Origin of the sequence: Bacillus sp. FSL W8-0183 (assembly GCF_038006825.1) — a bacterium.
Taxonomy (GTDB): Bacteria; Bacillota; Bacilli; order Bacillales; family Bacillaceae; genus Bacillus; species Bacillus altitudinis.
Window position 1 is genome coordinate 302,726 of the sequence record NZ_JBBOVY010000001.1, and the last position, 22,008, is coordinate 324,733.

Consider the following 22,008-nt stretch of genomic DNA (forward strand, 5'->3'; position numbering starts at 1 on the left):
GGCGTGAATTGAAGGAGGAGTTAGGTTGAAGAAGTGGATCATTGGTTTAGTAGTCGTTATTTTCATCGGAATAGGTCTTTATTTTATGATCAATGCCAAAACATATGCTTTTGATGATGTGGTCTCGATTGATAAAGATAAAGTGACTTCCATTCAAATTGAGCATGATGATGAGCGCGTTGTGGTGGACAAGAAAGAGGATATTCAAAAGCTGCTGAAGAAATTTTCGGGTATTCAATTAAAGAAAATAAACGAGGCTAAAAAAGCCTCAAAAGAATCTTATTGGATCAGAGTGTACGAGAACGAAAAGCAAACTTATGGTCTGACTTTTTATGACCAAAGCTTTTTAGAGACGTATGATGGTTCTAAAACAAAAAATCGAATCAGTGAATACCAAATCGTTGATGCAAATCAAGTCGATATGGGACAATACATCAAATAAGATCATTCAGTCTATGAATGGTTTCAGCGTGTAGATAAACCCTCGCATTCTTTGTCAGTCCTGCGTGCTGGTGCTCACGAATGTCAAATTCGCTCCACGCCAGTACTCGTCCTTCCTAGGGCTGCAAAGGTTTTCTATCACGCTGAAAAGAAGACAAAGGGCTAAAATCAAGTTCATTTTAGCCCTTTGTCAACTATCTGAGATCATTCAGTCTATGAATGGTTTATCTTCATGCATGATCTTTCGCACATTCGGGTATAGTGCATGGTAAGCAAAAATGAAGCGGAGGTTTGTTTGATGAGTGGATTAACAGATACAGTCACTTTAGCAAACGGAGTGAAAATGCCGAAGCTAGGCTTTGGTGTATGGCAAGTAAAAGATGGGGCTGAGGCTGTAAATGCAGTCAAAGACGCATTAGAAGCGGGCTATCGCAGTATAGATACAGCAGCGGCCTATCAAAATGAAGAAGGTGTTGGCAAAGCCATTCAGCAATCAGGCATCTCTCGCGATGATCTGTTCATTACGACAAAAGTGTGGAATAGTGATCAAGGATATGAGTCAACGCTTGAAGCCTTTGAAACGAGTATGAACAAACTTGGTTTGGATGTATTGGATCTTTATTTAATCCATTGGCCGGTTGAAGGCAAATATAAAGAAACGTGGAAGGCGCTAGAAAAGCTGTATAAGGATGGCCGCGTGAAAGCCATTGGCGTATGTAACTTCCATCAGCACCATTTAGAAGATTTATTAGAAGAGGCAGAAGTGGTACCAATGGTCAATCAAATTGAGCTGCATCCGAAGCTGACGCAGGAGCCTTTACGTGACTACTGCAAGGCAAAAGGCATTCATATAGAAGCATGGTCGCCATTAGGTAGCGGGAAACTTCTTAACCATCCGGTGCTTCAAGATATTGCGAAAAAACATGAGAAGTCAGTGGCGCAAGTCATTCTTCGCTGGGACTTGCAGCATGGCATTATCACCATTCCGAAATCTGTGACGAAGAGCCGAATCATCGAAAACACAAACGTATTTGATTTCGAGTTATCCGCCCATGAAATGAGTGTCATTGATCAGCTCAATGAAGATGAGCGCACGGGTCCAGACCCAGATAACTTCGATTTTTAATATAAGAAAAGCACGGGCGAGATGGGACTGACCCCCTAAGATGAGACAAATAAAAAACACCTTCAAGTTTGAAAACGGATCGTTGTGATCCGAAATAAAACATGGAGGTGTTTTTTCTATGGGGACAAGAGTGAGTTATCCGGCTGAAGTCAAACAGAAGGCTGTAGAAATGAGATTGGCAGGCGTACCTATGAAAGAGATCATGCAGGAATTGAATATCAAGAATAAGACGCAGGTTCAGACATGGGTGAGATGGCATAAAACTGGGGATACACACAGGTTCGAACAACCTGTTGGAAAACAATATACCTATGGAAAGGGTCCCGAGTACTCTTCAGAATTAGAGAGACTTCAGGCAGAAAATCGCTATTTGAGTCAACAGAATGAGGTTTTAAAAAAGTACAACGAATTGGAAAGGAAGTTGATAAGGAAACGTCAATCAAACTGGTAGATGAATTGTGCAAAACGATGACGGTACTGGACATCTGTGTCCATTTAGGCATCTCACGCACTTCGTATTATAGATGGAAAAAGAATCTGACTCAGAATCATCCTAAAAGACAACTAGAGAAACAGGTCGGCACGTTGTGCCGAAAGCACAAATATCGATATGGTTATCGGAAAATCACAGCCATACTAAAAATGGGAATGCGTATTAACCATAAAACTGTTCAACGTATCATGCAGAAAAACCAGTGGCAATGCCGGGTTAAAATGAAAAAGCGTAAGAAGAATGGGCAGCCCTATGCCGTGGCTGGTAATATACTGGATCGGAATTTTCAGTCTGATCGCCCTCTTGAAAAACTAGTCACGGACATCACGTATTTGCCTTATGGACAGAAACAATTGTACCTTTCCAGTATATTGGATTTATATAATGGAGAAGTGATTGCTTTTACAATTGGTGATAAGCAGGACACAGACTTTATCTTAAACACACTTAATCAGCTCCCAGCACTTCCTGAGAATTGCGTGTTACATAGCGATCAAGGTTCTGTGTATACATCTTACGAGTATCAGAAAGCTGTTCATATAAAAGGCATTACCATGAGCATGTCCCGTAAAGGGACGCCCGCTGATAATGCCTCCATCGAATCGTTTCATTCCTCACTAAAGTCTGAAACGTTCTATCTTAACAGGATTGATCGCACTACGACCACCATCGTAGAACGCACTGTCAAAGAATACATTTATTATTATAACAACATTCGTATTCAAACGAAACTAAACAACCAATCACCGATAAACTATCGGCAATTGGCTGTATAAAGGTGTTTTGATTCCTGTCTCAAAAACGGGGGTCAGTCCCGATGCCTGTGCTTTTTTATTTGCCGGTATGTTCAGACCGTTTTTTGAGGCTGATAGGTCTCAATGATTTGAATGGCGTCGACAATTTGCTCTTTCGTATAGTCTCCAATCAAACAAAAGGTTTCATCTTTACGTGCAGCATGGTTTGCCACTGTATGTGCTGCTTCCTCTAGCTGAGCTGTGATGCCAAGCTCACGCATCGTTCTAGGTAATCCGAGTGTTTGATAAAGCTCAAGTAATTCTTCTACTTCCGTCATGCGGTTTTCTGCGGCAAGCTGAACGAGAATGCCATAGGCCACTTTTTGTCCATGTAACACATGATGTGTTTCATCAATAAATGTTAATCCATTATGAACGGCATGGGCTCCTGCCATTCTGCCATAACGTCCTCCATAGCCGCCGACTGTTCCGGCTAACGTAATGATCGTATCTGTTACATCTGCAAAGGCTTGAGAAAGCTGACCTGTTTTTAAACTGCTAACGGCTTCTTCACTATGAGTCAGAAGAATGTCACGAACGTACACTGCCTGCTTTAATGCAGCATGTACCATGAGCGGCAAGGTGCCGTTTGTGTTACGAATAATGGCTTCCGCTTCATACCATTTTGCCAGCGTATCCCCAATTCCGCTTTGGAGATAGGAAAGAGGAGATGAAAGCAAAAAAGTATGATCAATTAACGTGAGATAGCTGGACCGCTTATGATAGTCGACCCTCATGAAATTCCCCTTGTCATCATAAATGACGCTGAGCGGTGTAGAAGCCGCACATGTCCCAGGAATCGTCGGCACCATGATCACTTCAATTTGGAGAGCGTCGGCAACAGACTTCGCTGTATCTAAAATCGTGCCGCCACCGATCCCGATGATCACGTCTGAACTCTTGAGTTCTTCCGCAATTCGTGTGATCGCATTTGGTGAACTGTAACCTTTATGCTGAACAACAGGCCACTCGGATGGAAGCTTTGTGTACTGTGAAAAGGCTTGATATGAGTCATATCCTGTCACTATAGCTGGTGACTGAAAGGGAGTAACAAATGACTCGATTTCATGATAAATCCCCTTTTGAGAAATAAACTGGTTAGGACCGCTTCTGACGATATCTTCTGGCTGGATCATTGACTTATGCTCCTTTACGAAATCATATAGTACTTAAATCATCTCATTTTACAGAAAGTTCTGTCAAATAAACGGACAATATGAGACCATAGACTCTTCCGTTTTATGGAATTGAACTGCTGACATTGCCTTAAGGTATGTATTTCCTGTATGATATAAAATGGTATGTTTTGATTAAATTTAAGAGGTGTTTATATATATGGAAAAACAATATCGTGTATTACTTTACTATCAATATGTCCCCATTGAGGATCCAGAAACGTTTACAGCAGAGCATCTAGCATTCTGTAAGGAACTTGGTTTGTTAGGTCGTATTCTTGTTTCATCTGAAGGCATAAACGGAACTGTTTCTGGTACCATTGAGCAGACGGACAAGTACATGCAAGCATTGAAAGAAGATCCACGCTTTGCGTCCATGCCAATTAAAATTGACGAAGCAGATGGTCATGCGTTTAAGAAAATGCACGTCCGCCACCGAAATGAATTGGTGAATTTAAGTCTTGAAGATGATGTGAATCCGCTAGAATTAACGGGGAAACATCTCAGCCCAGTTGAATTTTACGAGCAAATGCAATCACCTGATACGGTCGTGATTGATGCACGTAATGATTATGAGTTTGATGTCGGTCACTTCAGAGGTGCTGTGCGCCCTGACATTGAGACATTCCGTGAATTACCTGAGTGGATTCGTGACAACAAAGAGATTCTTGAAGGGAAAAAAATTCTGACGTATTGCACAGGCGGCGTACGCTGTGAGAAATTCTCAGGGTGGTTAAAGCGTGAAGGCTTTGAAGATGTATCCCAGCTTGACGGTGGAATTGTCACGTACGGAAAAGACCCAGAAGTTCAAGGAAAGCTATGGGACGGTCAATGTTATGTGTTTGATAACCGCCTAACGGTTCCGGTCAATCAAACAGAGCACGTCGTAGTAGGAAAAGATTTCTTCACTGGCGAACCTTGCGAGCGTTATGTGAACTGTGCGAACCCTGCGTGTAACCGCAAAATGATTGCAACAGAAGAAAGCGAGCATAAATATATGCGTAGCTGCAGCCATGAATGCCGCACAAGCGAACGTAACCTTTATGTGAAACAACATAATTTATCTGAAGAAGAAGTTCAAGAAAGACTAGCTGTCATTGAAAAAGAACAAGCAATCTCACAAGGATAAGAGGGTCTCCCTTTTATCCTTTTTTCTTTGAATGATACGTGTTCAGAGGGAAGAGGAAGTCATTTCCTCTTTCTTTTTTGTTTTGTTTTTTTCAAAATAAGGGTAAAGGTAGTTAATCAGTCTAATAGATTGAACAGTTGAAAAAGCGCTTTCTTTTGAAATAAGCATGTTCGACTATTTCAGAAAATGGAGAATTGAGAGATAATATAACAGGCAAAAAAATGAACAAAGATAAAAGTTCAGATCAGAAAGTATTTGCCAATGGAATGAAAGGTGAGCTGCTATAAAAGAAAGGCGCTTGCTCGACACATGCTCTGTATTTTAATCGAAAGGTGTTATGAACATGAATCATTTGCATCGTAGGATGGGAACTTTCGCTTTAATGATGGTAGGTCTTGGCTCAATCATTGGTTCAGGATGGCTCTTTGGTGCGTGGCGGGCTGCTCAAATCGCCGGCCCTGCTGCTATTTTGTCATGGTTGATCGGGATGGTTGTTATTTTATTTATCGCATTGTCTTATAGTGAACTCGGGTCGATGTTTCCAGAGGCAGGCGGAATGGTCAAATATACGCAATATTCACACGGCTCTTTTATTGGATTTATCGCCGCTTGGGCAAACTGGATTGCGATTGTCTCAGTGATTCCTGTTGAGGCAGTGGCCTCCGTTCAATACATGAGCTCATGGCCTTGGGAGTGGGCAAAGTGGACAAGCCATTTGGTCACAAAAGGGGTTTTGACGACCGAGGGGCTCATGGTGGCAAGTGTGTTGCTGGTGATTTATTTTCTGCTCAATTATTGGACAGTTGGGTTGTTTTCAAAGGCGAATACATTCATTACGGTTTTTAAAATCGTCATTCCAGGATTAACAATTGGTGCGCTCTTATTCGTAGGTTTTCATAGTGAGAATTTTACTTCTGGAACAAGTATTGCGCCGAACGGCTGGGCGAGTGTGCTCACAGCTGTGGCAACATCAGGGATTGTGTTTGCTTTTAATGGCTTCCAAAGCCCGATTAATATGGCAGGAGAAGCGAAAAATCCAGGGCGTTCGATTCCAATCGCCATTGTTGGATCGATTTTGATTGCAACGGTCATTTATGTGCTGCTGCAAATCGCTTTTATTGGGGCTGTCGATCCATCAATGATAGTGAATGGCTGGGGGCATTTGAATTTCAACTCGCCATTTGCTGACCTTGCCATTGCGCTAGGGATCAACTGGCTTGTCCTTATTTTATATGCAGATGCGTTCGTTTCTCCTTCTGGAACAGGGATTACGTATACGGCGACGACGTCTCGTATGATTTATGGGATGGAAAAAAACAAGTACATGCCGAGTGTACTTGGCCGTCTGCACCCAATTTACGGTGTGCCTCGTCCAGCGATGTTTTTTAACTTAGGCGTATCGTTTATCTTTTTGTTTTTGTTTAGAGGATGGGGGGTTCTCGCTGAAATTATCTCTGTGGCGACCCTGATTTCCTATTTGACAGGACCTGTGACAGTGATGACGCTGAGAAAGACGGGCACAGATTTATATCGTCCATTGCGAATTAAAGGACTCAGCATCATTGCCCCGCTCGGTTTTGTCTTTGCATCATTGACACTGTACTGGGCGAGATGGCCGCTGACGGGTCAGGTGCTGTTCATTATTCTCATCGGTCTGCCAATCTATTTTTACTATCAAGCAAAAGCGAAGTGGAAGGGCTTTGGCCGTCACTTTAAAGCAGGTGCTTGGATGGTTGTGTATTTGCTTGTGATGATGACGATTTCTTGTCTCGGCAGTGATAAATTTGGCGGGTATAACGTCATTCATTATGGCTGGGATATGGCGCTCATTGCAGTTGTGGCGTTGTTATTTTATATGTGGGCACTCAAAAGTGGATTTGAAACAGAGTTTTTAGAAGATGCGAAAAAAATTAATGATGAACTGCGTGCTTCTCAGAAAGAAGCCGCCTCATCTAAGGAATAACGGAAGGGCTGCCTGAATACTGAGGGCAGCCTTTTTATTTGGATAGATGATGCATGACATGCTGCTTTAGCCAAGTGGTAACGCCGTGTAGAACGGTGGCTGTCACAAGACAGATAAGCGCATATCTCCATAGCTGATCTAAGCCTTGTCCACTAAGCCAAAAAACAATACCTAGAATAAAGAGAGTCAGAATGAACATGAATAAAAAAGATGCTGACCAGAAAAAAGCCTTCATCGAAGGTCACCTCCTCGGGGTATTGTATGCAGGCCGAGGGAGGATCAGACCAGCAAGAAAGAAGTGAAAATATCGTTAAATCTATTTCAAAAGTCAGATAAAAACGCCAAGTGATTTGACAGTTGTGTTAAGATGAGAGCATATTTTGAGTGTAGATGGCTGGTTATAGACGGAGGTGTTTGGAGATGCAGATTCAAAAGGTTCTAAACAATAATGTCATTAGTGTGATAGATGAACAAGGAAAAGAAATCGTCGTCATGGGCAGAGGCATCGCTTTTCAAAGACGTCCCGGCGACCCGGTGGACGAGGCGTTAATTGATAAAGTGTTCCGCCTAGAAGATCATTCCGTACATGAGCGGATGAAAATGCTGCTTCAAGAGGTTCCATATGATGTCGTCAAGGTGACCGAGGAAATGATCCAATACGCACATACAAAGCTGAACCGAAGATTAAACGAAAGTCTGCATGTATCGCTGGCAGACCATATTCATTACGCCATCGAACGATTAAAGAAAAACCACTTGATTGAGAATTCGCTGATTTGGGAGATTAAACGTTTATACAAAGATGAGTTTCTCGTGGCGAAGGAATGCCTTGAGATGATTGAAGATCGTCTTCATATTGAACTGCCTGAAGATGAAGCGGGCTTTATTGCCATGCATATCATTAATGCAGAGCTCAATGAAGACATGAATACAACGGTCAATATCACAAAAGAAGTGAATGCCATACTGACCATTGTGAAATATCACTTGAACATGGAATTTGATGAAGACTCGCTCAACTTTTATCGTTTTCTCACACATTTACGCTTTTTCGTACAGCGTCTCATCAACGAAACGTTACTCGTCAGTGAAGACCAAGATTTATATCAGCTGATTAAAGTGAAATATCCGAAGGCGTACGAATGCGCAAAGAAAATTGCGGAATATGTGTATCAAACGTATCATCGCGACCTGACATCAGAGGAGATGCTCTATCTATCGATTCATTTGAATCGACTCATCAAACGAGAAAAATAAAGATAGAATTTTAAAAGAAAGCGTTGACATCATAAAAAGTGAGTGGTACTATTTGCTCATAAACATAAAAGAATACGGTTTCACAATGATCGTCTTAGAGGATTGTGACTGTTCGGCAGGCAAAACCTAAACGTTCACTGAAAAAGCGCAATAGCAAGTTGCGACTATTTTTGGTGCCCGTTTAGGTTTTTATTTTGCCTAAAAACGTATTTTTTTGAAAAAAAGGGGGTTTTTGTATGAGTCATCGTCAATTAGCAGAAGACATTATCAAACATATCGGGACAGAGAAAAATGTTCATTCATTGGTTCACTGTGCCACAAGACTTCGCTTCACATTAAATGACAGATCAAAAGCAGATAAAGCGGCCATTGAAAAATTAAATGGTGTGGTGACTGTCATGGAAAGCGGCGGCCAGTTTCAGGTGGTCATTGGCAACACCGTACCAGAGGTATATCGAGAGATTGGGGAGTTTACGAATCTATTAGAGGATTCCACTTCTTCATCTGCTAGATCAAGTGAAGAAAGTACAAGTCTTTTTGGAAAATTCGTCGACATTGTTTCTGGAATTTTCACACCGCTTCTAGGTGTCATGGCGGGTGCCGGTATTTTAAAAGGACTTCTAGGCATCTGTATCAATGCAAAATGGTTATCACCTGAAGATACGTCGTATCAAATTTTATTTGCCGCATCAGACAGCTTGTTCTACTTCTTGCCGCTGCTGCTCGCATTCACTTCTGCTAGGAAGTTTAAAGCGAATCCATTTGTCGCTGTGACGATTGCAGGTGCACTGATCTACCCGACTATTCAAGAGCTCACAAAAGGCGGCGGAGATGTGTCGTTCTTCGGCATTCCGGTTGTCTTAATGTCTTATACATCAACGGTTATCCCGATTATTTTGGCAGTGTTTGTGATGGGATATATCGAACGTTTCTTTAACAAAGTCATTCATGAAAGTGTGAAAAACTTTATTACACCACTGATTTTACTGGTCACGGTCGTTCCACTGACACTGATCGTATTTGGACCATTTGGTGTGTATGCAGGGAACGGAATTGCAGCCGTCCTGCTGAAAGTATTCTCCTTTAGCCCTACACTTGCCGGTGCTTTAATTGCGATGGCATGGCAGGTTCTTGTCATCTTCGGTATCCATTGGGGGCTTGTGCCAGTCATTTTAAATAATATTGCGGTTCATGGAAAAGATCATATTAAGCCGGCCACTGCGCCAGCTGTATTTTCACAAGCCGGTGCTTCCATCGGTGTTATGCTGAAAACAAAGAACAAAAAGCTGAAATCATTAGCTGGATCGACAGCGGTTTCTGCTGTATTTGGAATTACAGAACCTGCTGTATACGGCGTCACACTTCGTTTGAAAAAACCATTTATTGCAGCGGTTATCTCTGCCGGTGTCGGTGGTGCTATTATCGGTTATTCACAAAGTATTGCGATCGCATCAGGTCTTCCGAGTTTACTGACACTTCCGATCTTCTATGGTCAAGGATTTACAGGATTCTTAATCGGAATTTCCGTTTCATTTGTCCTTTCGATCGTCTTAACCTATTTGATTGGATTCAAAGATCCTGTGGATGAAGAAGATGCTCCTGCAACTAGTTCTGTACCAGCATCTGAAAATGAACATGGTGTCAAAGCAGCTCATGTGAAAAGTCCTTTATCTGGCGAAGTCATCAAGCTAGAAGAGGTGCAAGATAAAGCCTTCTCATCTGGCGCTTTAGGTAAGGGGGCAGCCATTATTCCATCAGAAGGCAAGCTGTTTGCACCAGTAACTGGAGTCGTGACAACGGTATTCCCAACAGGACATGCATACGGTCTCACCTCTGAAAGCGGAGCAGAAGTACTCATTCATATTGGACTGGATACTGTACAACTTGGGGGCCGTCATTTTACGCCAAAGGTTGAGCAGGGCCAAACCATTACAGAAGGTGAACTGCTTGCGGAGTTTGATATTGAGGCCATTCAAGCAGCAGGTCTTTCTGTCACAACACCTGTGATTATTACCAATTCCGGTGAATTTAGCGATATCATTGAGACAGAAGAAAAACAAGTGACACCAGGACAATCATTTTTACACTTAGTTTAAGAAAGGGAGGACATAATCATGAGATATTCAACACTAGCACCATTTCCAAAAGACTTTTTCTGGGGCGGATCGACTTCCGCCTATCAAGTAGAAGGTGCATGGAACGAGGATGGCAAGGGGCCTTCAGTCATTGATATGAGAGAAAGCTATCCTGAAGGAACAACTGATTTTAAGGTAGCCAGCGATCACTATCATCGATATAAAGAGGATGTGAAGATGTTTGCAGAAATGGGCTTGAAGGCTTATCGTTTCTCCATTGCATGGACACGTATCATTCCAGATGGAGATGGGGAGATCAATCAAAAGGGAATTGACTTCTACCATTCTCTCATTGATGAATTGCGCCGCTATGACATTGAACCAATTGTGACGATGTATCACTTTGATTTACCTCATGCGCTTCAAGTGAAAGGCGGTTGGTCAAATCGTTCGACAGTCGATGCGTTTGAACGTTATGCGGAGGTTTTGTTCCAGGAGTATGGCGAGAAGGTAAAATATTGGCTGACGATTAATGAACAAAACATGATGATTTTACATGGATCAGCTTTAGGTACACTGGATCCAAACTTAGAAAATCCGAAAAAAGAACTATATCAGCAGAACCACCATATGCTTGTGGCACAGGCGAAAGCCATGACGCTTTGTCATCGTTTGCTGCCTGAGGCGAAAATCGGACCAGCGCCAAACATCGCCCTTATTTACCCGGCATCTCCAAAACCTGAGGATGTCATTGCTGCTGCTAATTACAATGCGATCCGCAACTGGCTATATCTTGATATGGCGGTATTCGGTCGCTATAACAACCTTGCATGGGCATACATGAAGGAAAAAGACATTCTTCCTGTGATTGAAGAGGGAGATATGGATATTTTGAAAAGTGCAAAACCAGACTTCATTGCCTTTAACTACTACACATCTCAAACGGTTGAAGCGAGTAAAGGAGATGGCAATGATGAATTTGCCCGCGGCGGAGATCAGCATTTAAAATCTGGTGAAGATGGCGTCTACAAAGGCGGCAACAACCCGTTCTTAAGTAAAAATGCATTTGGCTGGGAGATTGACCCTACCGGTTTCCGATCAACGATGCGTGAGATTTACGATCGCTATCAGTTGCCTCTTATTATTACGGAAAACGGGTTAGGCGCTTTTGACAAGTTAGAAGCGGATGGATCGATTCAGGATGATTATCGAATTGATTATTTAGAAAAACATATTGAACAAATCAAATGGGCGATCACTGACGGTGTTGAGGTATTCGGGTACTGCCCGTGGTCAGCCATCGACTTAATCAGTACACACCAAGGCTGCTCAAAACGTTATGGTTTTATCTACGTCAACCGTGATGAATTTGACCTGAAAGACCTGAAGAGAATTCGGAAAAAGAGCTCTTATTGGTATGAAACATTGATCGAGCAAAATGGAGAGAACATCGGGAAGTAACAATTTCACACTAAAAAACCCCTAATTTTTAGGGTTTTTTTTCTCTTCATGCCTTGTAACTATATCAACTGGATGTATCAAGTTTTCATCATCATTATCCTCATCAGTGTAAGGCATAATAAGTGAATCCAACTCTTCTTTATCATTTACTAAAGCAACGTAAGTTGTATAATCCTCTAAATCTGATGGAAACAATTCAGCTTGACCAACATTACTTTTCAATGCTTGGTCAATAGCACTCTTTAATTCTATTAAACCCTCACGATTACCAATAATATAAGAATCCATATGCCAACTTTTTTGTGCATATATATGGCAAATCTTATCTCTATCTTTCATTCTCTCATTACACCCTTCCTGAAGAATTTAATTGATTATGTGCCAACACGCCAACCACATAAAACGTCAAACGTCTCTTTGGCTTTTATGGCGTCTAACAGCTTTTTATCTCTTTCAAGAAGACTGCTTTGTATGTATGCTTGCTGTTTTTTCAACTTGCTGGAGTTTACCGATCACATCTTACTCTCTACTATCATTATACCCCGAATTTAATCTCATTTATAGACTGTTTTCCGCCCGCATCAGCCCGTATACTGTTATACGCAAGTCAAAAACGATAAGGGATGTGGCTGTATGAATGACAAGAAAGATGTTTTAGATCCTGGGCCGTTTTTTCATGGGACGAAAGCGGAATTGAAGATTGGGGACCTGCTTGAACCGTTGCATTTATCCAATTATCAGGATAAACAATCGAACCACATCTATTTCACCGGAACATTAAATGCAGCCAAATGGGGAGCTGAATTAGCCCGGTCTGATGCAAAAGAGAGAATTTATGTTGTAGAACCGACAGGCGAGTTTGAAGACGATCCGAATTTGACTGACAAAAAATTTCCCGGTAACCCGACCCGTTCCTATCGATCGAAATCCCCTTTGAAAATTGTCGCAGAATTAGGTGCTTGGGAAAGACATTCCGATGAAGAAATCAACCATATGCTGACGTCGTTAAAAAAGTTAAGGGAAGAAGGAAAAAATGTCATATACGATTGATTCGTATGTGAGGAATAGATGAATAAAAGGCCGCCCGATTTGAAGTGACCCCCTAAATTTAGACGCGTTTTTTTATGAGACAGCTTTCGAGGCATGAGTTCGATATTGTATCGGACTCATGCCTTTTAGTTTTGTCTTTATACGTGTGTGATTGTAGTAATCAATATATTGTTCAAGTTCTTGCTTGAAGTGTTCGATGTTCTCAAATTTTTTTAGGTATAGAAATTCAGACTTTAAGATACCAAAAAAGTTCTCGATAACTGCGTTATCGTAACAGTTACCTTTTCGGGACATACTCTGTGTAATCCCACGCTTTTTTAAGGCGTGTCTATATTGCTTCATTTGGTAATGCCATCCTTGATCAGAATGTATCATTGGTTTCTCCTCTTCATCTAAACGGTTGAACGCCTGATGAAGCATCGTTGAGACGAGTGAGTAAACAGGTCTTGAACCGACTGTATAGGTAATGATTTCACCATTAAATAGATCTAATATGGGCGAAAGATAGAGCTTCTGACCAAATAACTTGAACTCCGTTATATCTGTGACCCATTTCTCATTTGGTCTATCAGCTTGAAAATGACGAGCCAAAATATTAGGCGCTATTTTGTTCACTGTGCCTCTGTATGAACGATATTTCTTCACTCGGACCATGCATTTTAGCCCTAGAACTTTCATGATGCGCTGGACTTTTTTGTGATTCACCTTTTGTCCTCGGTTGATTAGTTCATCACGAATCCGGCGATATCCATAACGTCCTTGATGTTCCTGATAAATGGTTTGAATCATCTTTTTCAGTTCGACATCCTGATCAGGACGATCTAAATGCTTGATCAAGTAATAGTAGGTACTGCGTGGAATACATGCGAGCTTAAGAAGTGATTTCACCGGATATTGATGCCTTAAATCATAGACTACTTGCGCTTTGTCTTGTTTGGTGATTGTTCCTTGTTTTGAACTAAGGCATTCAACTTTTTTAAATACTCATTTTCCATGCGCAAATGTTCTACTTCTGCCTGTAACGCTTCCATTGATCCTTTCGTTATTTCTTGTTTTCCAGTTTTCTTTTTCATAGACGGACGCCCCTTTTTCTTAGATTGAAGGGCGTCTACTCCTTGTGTTTCCAAGATGCGCTTCCAGTTCCAAAGCGTTGTATCAGAAGGCAGGTTAAAGAGTGCAGCTGTTTCCAAGATAGACGTCCCATGTTCATTCATATAATCAAGTACGTCTAGTTTATATTGGACTGGATAATTTGTATATGACTTTGAAAAAGCTTTTTCGCCATGATATTGATACTTTCTGACCCAATATTGAAGTATGCTTTTGTGCACGCCAATCTGTTTTGCAATTCCAAGCAGGGGTTCGCGGTCAATGAGGTATCGTTTTACCGCTTTGATTTTATCTTCAATTGTAAATTTAGCCAAAAGAAAAGCACCTCCAAATGTTAGACTGTGTCTAATATTTGGGGTGCACTTCAATTTCACTTGGGCGGCCTTTTGTGCTATTGAAACAGGACATGCATTAGCTCATCAAATGTCCTTGCATGTGTCAAGGAGTGAAGGCGGTCAGGACTGTCTAATAAATCGACAGCTTGTTCAAAAAATTGATTCATGCAGGCAGCGTCATCTTTCTGAATGGCTAACAAGAAAATCAGAGATACTTGATCGCCCTGCCAATCAATTGGCTGTTTCAATCGTGCAATTGCCACGCAGGAGGTGCCTTCATTTGTGATGAGCGGGTGAGGCATTGCAATCCCCTTGCCAAGATAGGTCGATGACATTTGCTCCCGCTCCAGCACGGAGGAACGAAAAGAAGATGAAACAAGCTGATACGCCTCCAGCCGGCTGCAAAGAGTATCTATTACCTCTTCTTTGCTTGAAAGGTCCACATCCAACAAGGTCAATCGTTCTTGGAAAAAAGCCATCAGCTCCTGCGAAGGGGCACCGTGTCCGTTTAACAGGTGAATGACCTCACTCACACGCTGGACATCATGATGTTCAAAAAAAGCATTCACTTGAATGATTGGTTTCCCCTTTGGTGCGAGAGGTACGGTTGTAATAATCACATCACATGGCAAAGTCGTGCTAAAAGCGTAATCCTGATAAGAATAAAGCTCAACAATCTCAAGCTCATGTTGAAAGGCCGCCTTCAATTTAATTTCAAGTAGCCGTGCCGTTCCTAGTCCAGATCCGCATACAATAATGGCCCTCTTTTTTTGTGAGGTGTCAAGATGACTTCTTTCAAATGAAGCAGCAATATGTAAGGCAACATATGCCGCTTCATCTTCATTTGGCGTCCGTACCAGCTGTAAGGCATTGAGTCCGCTGACGGCCAAATCAAACGGATAAGGGTAAGATGTTTTGATTTCATGCAAAAGCGGATTTTGTAAAGACACGCCGTATTGAATTCGATTTAATAATGGCTTCATATGCAGCATCAAATCTTGACGCAGGATATCGTCATCTACAAAACGATGACCGCTTGTTTTTTCAATGTGCTGGAGAAATCGTGTCACTGCCTGACGTACTTCTTCTGTTGTTTGGTGCTCATCGATTTCTTTCCACGTTTGATTCGCTAAGAGATGCATCACCAAGTAATCTGTTTCATCCTCTGATAAGGTGACATGAAACGTGTCGCTTATTTGATGAGTGATCTTTTGAGCGATTCTTGTTAACACTGGCGGTCTTTGTGTGTGAGTGGTACTGGCGGGTATCCGCTGTTTTTTTTGCGTTTGTTGAATGGCAATCGCTAAGTGAATCACTAAATTCTTTAGGGCAATATCTTTAATGAGCAGTGATTCTTGATATAGATTTGTCAGCACAATGGATCGAATGGTTTCGAGTGAAATGTCAGGGAAATGAAGCTGTTCCCGCTCAGTTATATGAGATAGGGCGGGTTCTTCTTCAAGCAGTAAGTCTGCGTAGCACGTCCTTTTTTGCAATTCGTCTCCGTCTACTTTTAAGCCAAATCCAGGCTTTGAGACAAGGGTCATACCGTAACGGGCTAACAGCTCCCGTCCTTTTTTTAAATCACTGCTGACCGTCATACGGCTGATGAACAATTCTTCTGCTAATTGATCAATTTTTAAGTAGTCTGATTGAAGCAATAGTTTTCTCATCATAAATCGTATGCGCTCTTCTGGCATGACGGGAACGAGAGAGCGAGCAGGAAGCTTTTGCTGATGAAGCCAAAGCAGGAAAGCGTCTTGGTCACTTGTTAAGAGTGTATACCCTTTCCCGCGGATGGTCTTGATCATGGCTCCAGCTTGTGTTAACAGCTCGTTTGCTTCTTTGATTAAATTGCGGATGGAGCGGTCAGATAAGCGAAAAGAGGCAGTGAGCTCCTCCAGCTTCACGAACCCTTTCGTTTCAAATAGCCGCTGAATGAGCTGGTAGGTTCGAGTATCTGCCGTCATCATCATTGCGCCGCTCCTTGTTCCTTTAAGGCATCAGCTCCAAGGGCGATGGCTCCCATTAAACCAGATAATCCGTCAAAGGAAGGCTTTGTGACGATTTCATTTAATGGCTTTGGTAGTTGTAAGTAACCATGAAGCCGCTCGTCTGTTTCTTCAAGGATGAGCGGCAGCAAGGCCGGCTGTTTCATGACACCTCCACCAAAAATAATGCGTTCTGGTGAAAATGTGAGTAATAAATTTGCGGTCATTTGCCCAAGATAATAAGCTTGAAGTGACCAGGCAGGGTGCTCCTCTGGCAGCATTTGTGCCAATGTATGATAGCGGCCTTCTATGGCAGGTCCAGATGCTAGTCCCTCTAAACAATCATGGTGGATCGGGCAGCAGCCTCCATAGTTGTCATGAGGGTGGCGCTGAACAGTGATATGTCCCATTTCTGGATGAAGCAGTCCGTGAATGAGGCGGTTTTCAATATAGGCACCGCCACCGATTCCTGTCCCAACCGTGATATAGATCAAGGAATTTGGTCTGTCTGTTTCCGTTGAAAAACGAGCTTCACCGAGCGCCGCACAGTTCACATCCGTATCAAGCTTCATAGGGAGACCGAGTGCTTGTTTTAAGGTTGAGAGTAATGGAAATTGGCGCCAAGCTGTTTTGGGTGTTTCGAGAATCGTTCCATAGCTGGGGCTGTGTTCTTTTACATCGACAGGTCCGAATGCGCCTATGCCAATCGCATCGACTGGATGCTCTGTAAAGTATTCGATCACTTGCCGGCATGTTTCTTCTGGGTTCCCTGTTGCAAAGGAAGTCATATGTTCAATCGTTCCGTCTGTTGTTCCGTAGCCGCAGACAAATTTTGTACCGCCTGCTTCGATGCCTCCAATTCGCATGATCAATGCCCTCCATTAAAGAGAGGCGGAATCCAAATGGATCCCGCCCCTACATGTTCATTTTTTCTTTACAATGTAGGTTTGTACCTGACAAGGTGTGAGCGGTTCAATGTGTAATGATCCATGTTGTGCTTTCAGTATATGTCCTTCAGGTGTTTCGCCTAAATTCGCTGTTTCTCCATGTTGTAGAGATGAACTATTGATTGAAGCGGCTGTTTGACGTGTTAAATATGGATTGAAGAGACGAATGACAATGCCTGTTCCATGCTCTTCCTTTTTCAAAGCGCTTAGAACGGCCCCGTCTGTTTCAATGTCAAGCAGGCTATAAGTAGATTGTAAGTCTTCTTTTTCATCTCGGAAAGAGAAAATTAAACGACCGTTTAAAAAGTCTGCCCGCTCGTAGCACTGAACCGGGGTGGTGTAACGTTTAGCAAGCTGAGCCAAGTGTCCTTCACTCACCGCTTCTTGGCTATAGTGCATGCCAAAGGAGAAAGATAGCGATCCTTGAAGCTGGGCGTCAGGTGTTTCCACGATTTTTTCTCCAGAAGCCCGGCCGGGACGGTAAAGAAGGTTTTCTTTCCCCATTTTTCCGAAACAGCGGAAGAGTGTGTAAGCAATGGTTGTGTAGTCTTCGCCTGTGATTTGGTATTCTCTGACGCAGTCCGTCAAAAGAGAGACACCATATGCTTCATCGCGAAGTGCAACAAATGATTGCATGGGTTCAATGGTAATCGGTTTTTCTTCCCAATGTTCATTGTTCCACCATTCTAGCTCTTGCGTCAGCTCCGTTGGACGTTCGATGGTGCCAAACTGTTGATCGCTGAGTGATACGTTTGATGCAATACCTGTATCAAAGAGTACCCGTAGACGGTGGTCTAGCGCATGGTTGTCAACATTCACATGAAAACGGATGACCGCTTCATCTTTATTTAAAGCCACCTTCGCTGTGATCGGGAGGGAAGTCGTCCCCTTTTGCTCCGAGCGTTCCTCTAAATCATATGGGACAGTCAATTGAAGCTTGATGGTGAGCTCTTCCTGTAAACTGCTTTTAGATACGGTGATGTCTGCTGATGAGATATCTTTAGATGATACATAAAGATCCTCACGCGGTGGTGAATAGTTATAAGAATCCCCATCATCTCCGTTGTCTTCAAAGATCATTTGCTCAGAGAACGTTCGTCCAGTCTGTTTATCCGTAATTTCTAATGACCCATTGTCATTTGCTGTAATGTGGTAAAACGTATTTTCAATGACACGGCCTTCTGTTTTTTCCAAAATGGATTCACTAGATTCATCGAAAACCATGCTGACTTGTGTATAACCAACGGATGGCAAGTCGACTGCTTCAATGAGTAAAACAGCTTTCCATACTTGCTTTGGCATGTACACTTCTTTGCTTGGGTTAAGTGAAATCTGCTGTGCTAAGACATAATCTGTCACATCGGTTTTGCTTTTGACTGTGTAGTGAAGAGTTCGTCCATCAGCGTCTTTTAGTGTAAATGGACGTTCTGTGATAAAGGTTTCGACTTCAATGACTTCAGAGCGCTTTGAAGGCAGTGTGTTAAATAAAGTGAACGTGATTTCTTGCTCAGTTTGAAGCCGGATGGCGATGAGACGCATGTGTAAGTCCACAAGATTCTCGGCGATTTCCTTTGCCTGTTTATAGCGGAAGAAGACATCTTGATTCGTCGTATCACTGTTACAGCCACCAATGCTGTCATGCGCTGCATTTTCAAACATGAGGTACCAAATATCACGTACCGTGTCATGCGGATAGTCATGTCCGAGTGAATAGCTGATTGTAAGGATCGGCTCCATCACATTGACAAGATAGTTTTCAATTTGGTTGTTTAAGATTTTCAAATCTGCTCTTGTTGAAAAAATGGACTTATGAATTCGCATATGCTTGGCATGAATGAGTTCTCCTTCTAATGTCTTAAAAGAAGTCCGCTCTTTTTTCACTGCTGCAATGTAGTCTTCTAAACTGCTGATTTGATAGTTATGCTCGTCTATTTCATTGGCTTTTTCTAATAAGTCAGGCAGGTTTTTACGAATAGGCGCTTGGTCAAAGCCATTTGGGAAATAGACATTCTTTGTCGTGGCTTTTGCTTGCAGCGCCCCGATTTTTTCAGAAAGAAAGGCTTGCAGGTCTTCATCTTTTTCAGGAATATTTCCTCCGTAGTAGTAGCCGAATGGCAGATTCACTGCAAACACTTCACTGCCATCCGCCCCGCGCCAATTAAATTCTGTGTGATTCGTCATATGATCAGAAACGCCGCGCCAAAAGGCTGTATCGACAATACCAAAGCCTTGATAAATTTGAGGCATTTGTGCAGATTGACCGAAGGAATCAGGGACATAACCGACCTTCATGACATGTCCAAACTGCTGACAGCGCTCAATCCCATATTGCAGGTTCCGTACAATCGATTCCCCAGAAATAACGAGCTGATCCGTTTGTGTATACCACGGACCGATGATGAGGCGTTTTGCTGTGACGAGCTGTTTGATTCGATTTTCATCCTCTGGGCGCCATTTCAAGTAATCATCTAGCAAGGATGCTTGTGCATCGAGCATGAAGTAATGGAACCGTTCATCTGTTTCGAGGGTGTCCAATATGTCCATTACGCTTTTCATTAAGTAGATACGGGAGCGGGAGGTGGTAAAATACCATTCCCGGTCCCAGTGAGTATGTGGAATCACATGTACATTGACAGTCATTGTGTAACGACACCTTTCTTTGTTCAAATTATCCTTCTAGCACAAGGTCAAAATCATCTTCTTCTTTCTGCTTCTGATCATGTTCGGGCTTTTGGGGTTCTTTTTTCTCAGAGAAGTTCACAAGTAGGTTGGCACCAATTCCAATAACAAGTGCGCCAGTTAGCGCGCCGATTAAATACGCCCACCAGTTTCCTACTGAGAAGAATCCGTATAGTCCGCCAATTGGCGGCATGATGTCATGGACACCTAATAAGGCAGCAACCCCGCTTCCTGCAGCACAAGCGATGACATTCAGCGGAATCAATTTCAAAGGATTGACGAGTGTAAAGGGAATGGCTCCTTCTGTAATCCCGATAATCCCCATCACAAGGCCGCCTCGTCCAGCTTCTCTGAAGGTAGGAGAGAAGTTGCGTTTTCGAATCAATGTCGCAAGCCCGTATCCTAGCGGCGGAATGACAATCGCGATATTGACGAGAATGGCAGGAAGATAGACACCTGATAGGAAGAGTGCGTTACCAGCCATCCAAGCTGATTTATTCACTGGGCCGCCAAGGTCAAAGCCAATCATTGCACCTAGAATGAGAGCAAGTGCGAGTGTGCTCGTTCCATCTGCGACCATGCCTTTGATCCATTCAATTAATGCGGTGTTCAAAGCTCCTAATGGACCGCCTAGCAGAACGGACATGAGAAGTCCGGTTAAGCCAACAGTAATGAGCGGTAAGATGAGCAGAGGGACGAGTCCAGCTGCAGAGCCTTGAATTTGAATTTTTCTTTTCACAAAGAGAGCGACATATCCGGCAAAGAAACCTGCAATGACGGCGCCGATAAAACCAGCATTTGTTGAGCTGGCAAGAGCTCCGCCGATAAAGCCGGCCGCAAGACCAGATTTATCCGCAATCGAATAGGCAATAAAGCCAGCGAGCAGTACGTTCATTAAGCCAATGCCTGTCCAGCCAACCTGTTCCATCAAATAGGCACCATGTAAAATGCCGCCTGCATCTTTATAGGCGTTTAAATCTGACACACCAAAACCTAACCCGACTAGTTTGGCTAAACCAACGATAAGTGAAGCTCCGATGATCACCGGAAGAATATAAGAAATACCGGTCATGAGGTGGCCTTCAATGACTTTTAATTTTGCTTTCATTCTGCTTTGCTCCTTTCTATATGGCATTGCTCTTTTTTATTGGGATTCAGATTTTTTCTTTTCAACCAGCGCAACGGCTTTTGTGATGATTTGCTCGGCATTTTTTAGAGCGCGTCCGATTTCGACACGAACAGTAGGAATACCTGAGAAGCGTTCAGCGTCGTTAATGTGCTGATTGGAGGCAATGATGCAAAGGTCTGCCTGCTTGGCTTCCTCTGCTGTAATGCCATTCACCTGTCCCATAATTCCTTGCTGCTCGATTTTAATCTCGTGTCCAAGCTGTTTACCCGCATTCTCTAATGCTTTTGCTGCCATTGGTGTATGAGCTAACCCTGCTGGGCATGAAGTGACACCGACAATTTTCATTGTGTAATCCCCTCTTTCAATTGTTGTTCAATGACTTCGTAATAATAGTCTGCTGTTTGACCGGGTTGAATCTTTTCGATGAAAGCAGGCTCCATTAAACTTGTGGCAATGCCAGACAGTAATTTGAGGTGTGTGACATTGGCCTCTTCAAGTGGAACGAGCAGTGTAAATAAATAGCTTGTTGGCAAATCGTCGAAGCTTCCCCATTCAATGGGTTGTTCAAGTTCTAAAAAGAGAAGTGAAGCCGTTTGAACAGCAGAGCTTTTTGTATGAGGAATCGCAAAACCTTGCTGAAGTCCTGTTGAGACTTCGTCTTCGCGTTTCAACAAATCTGTTAATAACCCTGACTGATCGTTTGTAATGTGAAGGTCTTCAGCTTTCTCGGAAATGTATTGTAAAATCTCATTCTTTGATCGACCGTTTACTTGTGTAAAAACATGATCTTTTTGGAACAAGCTGATCCCTTCTCTCTTGTTTGTTAAGCGCTTACAATTTGATTGTAATGTAC

At 42.6% G+C, this 22,008-nt stretch carries 19 protein-coding genes; 9 read left to right on the forward strand and 10 right to left on the reverse strand.

Going from position 1 to position 22,008, the window contains the following annotated elements:
* Positions 1–25: 25 nt before the first annotated feature.
* The 3 genes from NSQ64_RS01840 to NSQ64_RS01850 all read left to right on the forward strand — a co-directional run bounded on the left by NSQ64_RS01840 (position 26) and on the right by NSQ64_RS01850 (position 2,836).
* A complete protein-coding gene (locus NSQ64_RS01840) occupies positions 26–442 on the forward strand; it encodes a DUF5301 domain-containing protein (RefSeq protein WP_008343869.1) in 417 nt (138 codons plus the stop codon).
* A 297-nt stretch (positions 443–739) separates the two neighbouring features.
* Entirely contained in the window at positions 740–1,567 is an 828-nt protein-coding gene (locus NSQ64_RS01845; protein WP_341014748.1) for an aldo/keto reductase, read from the forward strand.
* Between the two features lie 118 nt (positions 1,568–1,685).
* A protein-coding gene (locus NSQ64_RS01850) for an IS3 family transposase (protein ID WP_341014750.1) occupies positions 1,686–2,836 on the forward strand; the annotation gives its coding sequence in 2 pieces (ribosomal slippage) (positions 1,686–1,959 and positions 1,959–2,836; 1,152 coding nt in all).
* A gap of 71 nt (positions 2,837–2,907) precedes the next feature.
* On the opposite strand, the gene NSQ64_RS01855 is transcribed toward NSQ64_RS01850, so the two are convergent.
* Complete coding sequence (locus tag NSQ64_RS01855) at positions 2,908–3,990, reverse strand: iron-containing alcohol dehydrogenase family protein (RefSeq protein WP_341014752.1); 1,083 nt, start codon at positions 3,988–3,990, stop codon at positions 2,908–2,910.
* 199 nt (positions 3,991–4,189) lie between these two features.
* Here NSQ64_RS01855 and trhO point away from each other — a divergent pair, with 199 nt between their 5' ends.
* The gene (gene trhO / locus NSQ64_RS01860) at positions 4,190–5,158 is read left to right on the forward strand and encodes an oxygen-dependent tRNA uridine(34) hydroxylase TrhO (RefSeq protein WP_007498459.1); all 969 of its coding nucleotides are present in this window, start codon (positions 4,190–4,192) and stop codon (positions 5,156–5,158) included.
* Positions 5,159–5,501: 343 nt separating this feature from the next.
* Complete coding sequence (locus tag NSQ64_RS01865; RefSeq protein ID WP_024719047.1) at positions 5,502–7,121, forward strand: APC family permease; 1,620 nt, start codon at positions 5,502–5,504, stop codon at positions 7,119–7,121.
* Between the two features lie 34 nt (positions 7,122–7,155).
* On the opposite strand, the gene NSQ64_RS01870 is transcribed toward NSQ64_RS01865, so the two are convergent.
* Positions 7,156–7,356: a hypothetical protein gene (locus tag NSQ64_RS01870; RefSeq protein WP_035390601.1), complete on the reverse strand. Its 201-nt coding sequence runs from the start codon at positions 7,354–7,356 to the stop codon at positions 7,156–7,158.
* A 185-nt stretch (positions 7,357–7,541) separates the two neighbouring features.
* Here NSQ64_RS01870 and licT point away from each other — a divergent pair, with 185 nt between their 5' ends.
* The 3 genes from licT to NSQ64_RS01885 all read left to right on the forward strand — a co-directional run bounded on the left by licT (position 7,542) and on the right by NSQ64_RS01885 (position 11,914).
* Positions 7,542–8,378 (forward strand): BglG family transcription antiterminator LicT, encoded by an 837-nt coding sequence (gene licT, locus NSQ64_RS01875; RefSeq protein WP_008343858.1) that lies wholly within the window; start codon positions 7,542–7,544, stop codon positions 8,376–8,378.
* A 236-nt stretch (positions 8,379–8,614) separates the two neighbouring features.
* On the forward strand, positions 8,615–10,474 hold the full coding sequence (locus NSQ64_RS01880; protein WP_058336293.1) for a beta-glucoside-specific PTS transporter subunit IIABC: 1,860 nt from the start codon (positions 8,615–8,617) through the stop codon (positions 10,472–10,474).
* Between the two features lie 18 nt (positions 10,475–10,492).
* Positions 10,493–11,914 carry a glycoside hydrolase family 1 protein gene (locus NSQ64_RS01885; protein ID WP_008343856.1) on the forward strand — a complete coding sequence of 474 codons (1,422 nt, stop codon included), beginning with the start codon at positions 10,493–10,495 and terminating at the stop codon, positions 11,912–11,914.
* Positions 11,915–11,935: 21 nt separating this feature from the next.
* Here NSQ64_RS01885 and NSQ64_RS01890 read toward each other — a convergent pair whose 3' ends face one another.
* On the reverse strand, positions 11,936–12,253 hold the full coding sequence (locus NSQ64_RS01890; RefSeq protein WP_341014756.1) for a hypothetical protein: 318 nt from the start codon (positions 12,251–12,253) through the stop codon (positions 11,936–11,938).
* Between the two features lie 294 nt (positions 12,254–12,547).
* Between NSQ64_RS01890 and arr the strand changes: the two genes are divergently transcribed.
* A complete protein-coding gene (arr, locus tag NSQ64_RS01895) occupies positions 12,548–12,964 on the forward strand; it encodes an NAD(+)--rifampin ADP-ribosyltransferase (RefSeq protein WP_041508172.1) in 417 nt (138 codons plus the stop codon).
* Positions 12,965–13,036: 72 nt separating this feature from the next.
* Here the strand turns inward: arr and NSQ64_RS01900 are convergent.
* From NSQ64_RS01900 to NSQ64_RS01930, 7 genes are all read right to left on the reverse strand, one after another.
* Positions 13,037–14,388 (reverse strand): IS3 family transposase gene (locus tag NSQ64_RS01900; protein WP_268356789.1). Its coding sequence is split into 2 segments (ribosomal slippage): positions 13,037–13,944 and positions 13,944–14,388, totalling 1,353 coding nucleotides; the frame shifts between segments, so codons are not numbered across the junction.
* A gap of 77 nt (positions 14,389–14,465) precedes the next feature.
* On the reverse strand, positions 14,466–16,385 hold the full coding sequence (locus NSQ64_RS01905) for a BglG family transcription antiterminator (RefSeq protein WP_058336296.1): 1,920 nt from the start codon (positions 16,383–16,385) through the stop codon (positions 14,466–14,468).
* Positions 16,382–17,266 carry an ROK family protein gene (locus tag NSQ64_RS01910; RefSeq protein WP_341014760.1) on the reverse strand — a complete coding sequence of 295 codons (885 nt, stop codon included), beginning with the start codon at positions 17,264–17,266 and terminating at the stop codon, positions 16,382–16,384. The genes NSQ64_RS01905 and NSQ64_RS01910 overlap by 4 nt, the downstream gene beginning before the upstream one ends.
* A gap of 57 nt (positions 17,267–17,323) precedes the next feature.
* Positions 17,324–19,987 (reverse strand): mannosylglycerate hydrolase, encoded by a 2,664-nt coding sequence (gene mngB, locus NSQ64_RS01915; protein ID WP_341014762.1) that lies wholly within the window; start codon positions 19,985–19,987, stop codon positions 17,324–17,326.
* A 28-nt stretch (positions 19,988–20,015) separates the two neighbouring features.
* The gene (locus NSQ64_RS01920) at positions 20,016–21,134 is read right to left on the reverse strand and encodes a PTS fructose transporter subunit IIC (RefSeq protein ID WP_178929547.1); all 1,119 of its coding nucleotides are present in this window, start codon (positions 21,132–21,134) and stop codon (positions 20,016–20,018) included.
* Positions 21,135–21,170: 36 nt separating this feature from the next.
* Complete coding sequence (locus NSQ64_RS01925) at positions 21,171–21,500, reverse strand: PTS fructose transporter subunit IIB (protein ID WP_007498438.1); 330 nt, start codon at positions 21,498–21,500, stop codon at positions 21,171–21,173.
* On the reverse strand, positions 21,497–21,955 hold the full coding sequence (locus NSQ64_RS01930) for a PTS sugar transporter subunit IIA (protein WP_024719036.1): 459 nt from the start codon (positions 21,953–21,955) through the stop codon (positions 21,497–21,499). Before NSQ64_RS01930 ends, NSQ64_RS01925 begins: the two co-directional genes overlap by 4 nt.
* Positions 21,956–22,008 lie beyond the last annotated feature (53 nt).

Excerpts from the sequence above, each read along its gene's own strand:
- NSQ64_RS01845 (WP_341014748.1), top strand. The coding sequence starts at position 740 with ATGAGTGGATTAACAGATACAGTCACTTTAGCAAACGGAGTGAAAATG.
- NSQ64_RS01855 (WP_341014752.1), bottom strand. The coding sequence starts at position 3,990 with ATGATCCAGCCAGAAGATATCGTCAGAAGCGGTCCTAACCAGTTTATT.
- trhO (WP_007498459.1), top strand. The coding sequence starts at position 4,190 with ATGGAAAAACAATATCGTGTATTACTTTACTATCAATATGTCCCCATT.
- NSQ64_RS01865 (WP_024719047.1), top strand. The coding sequence starts at position 5,502 with ATGAATCATTTGCATCGTAGGATGGGAACTTTCGCTTTAATGATGGTA.
- NSQ64_RS01870 (WP_035390601.1), bottom strand. The coding sequence starts at position 7,356 with ATGAAGGCTTTTTTCTGGTCAGCATCTTTTTTATTCATGTTCATTCTG.
- licT (WP_008343858.1), top strand. The coding sequence starts at position 7,542 with ATGCAGATTCAAAAGGTTCTAAACAATAATGTCATTAGTGTGATAGAT.
- NSQ64_RS01880 (WP_058336293.1), top strand. The coding sequence starts at position 8,615 with ATGAGTCATCGTCAATTAGCAGAAGACATTATCAAACATATCGGGACA.
- NSQ64_RS01885 (WP_008343856.1), top strand. The coding sequence starts at position 10,493 with ATGAGATATTCAACACTAGCACCATTTCCAAAAGACTTTTTCTGGGGC.
- NSQ64_RS01890 (WP_341014756.1), bottom strand. The coding sequence starts at position 12,253 with ATGAAAGATAGAGATAAGATTTGCCATATATATGCACAAAAAAGTTGG.
- arr (WP_041508172.1), top strand. The coding sequence starts at position 12,548 with ATGAATGACAAGAAAGATGTTTTAGATCCTGGGCCGTTTTTTCATGGG.
- NSQ64_RS01905 (WP_058336296.1), bottom strand. The coding sequence starts at position 16,385 with ATGATGATGACGGCAGATACTCGAACCTACCAGCTCATTCAGCGGCTA.
- NSQ64_RS01910 (WP_341014760.1), bottom strand. The coding sequence starts at position 17,266 with ATGCGAATTGGAGGCATCGAAGCAGGCGGTACAAAATTTGTCTGCGGC.
- mngB (WP_341014762.1), bottom strand. The coding sequence starts at position 19,987 with ATGACTGTCAATGTACATGTGATTCCACATACTCACTGGGACCGGGAA.
- NSQ64_RS01920 (WP_178929547.1), bottom strand. The coding sequence starts at position 21,134 with ATGAAAGCAAAATTAAAAGTCATTGAAGGCCACCTCATGACCGGTATT.
- NSQ64_RS01925 (WP_007498438.1), bottom strand. The coding sequence starts at position 21,500 with ATGAAAATTGTCGGTGTCACTTCATGCCCAGCAGGGTTAGCTCATACA.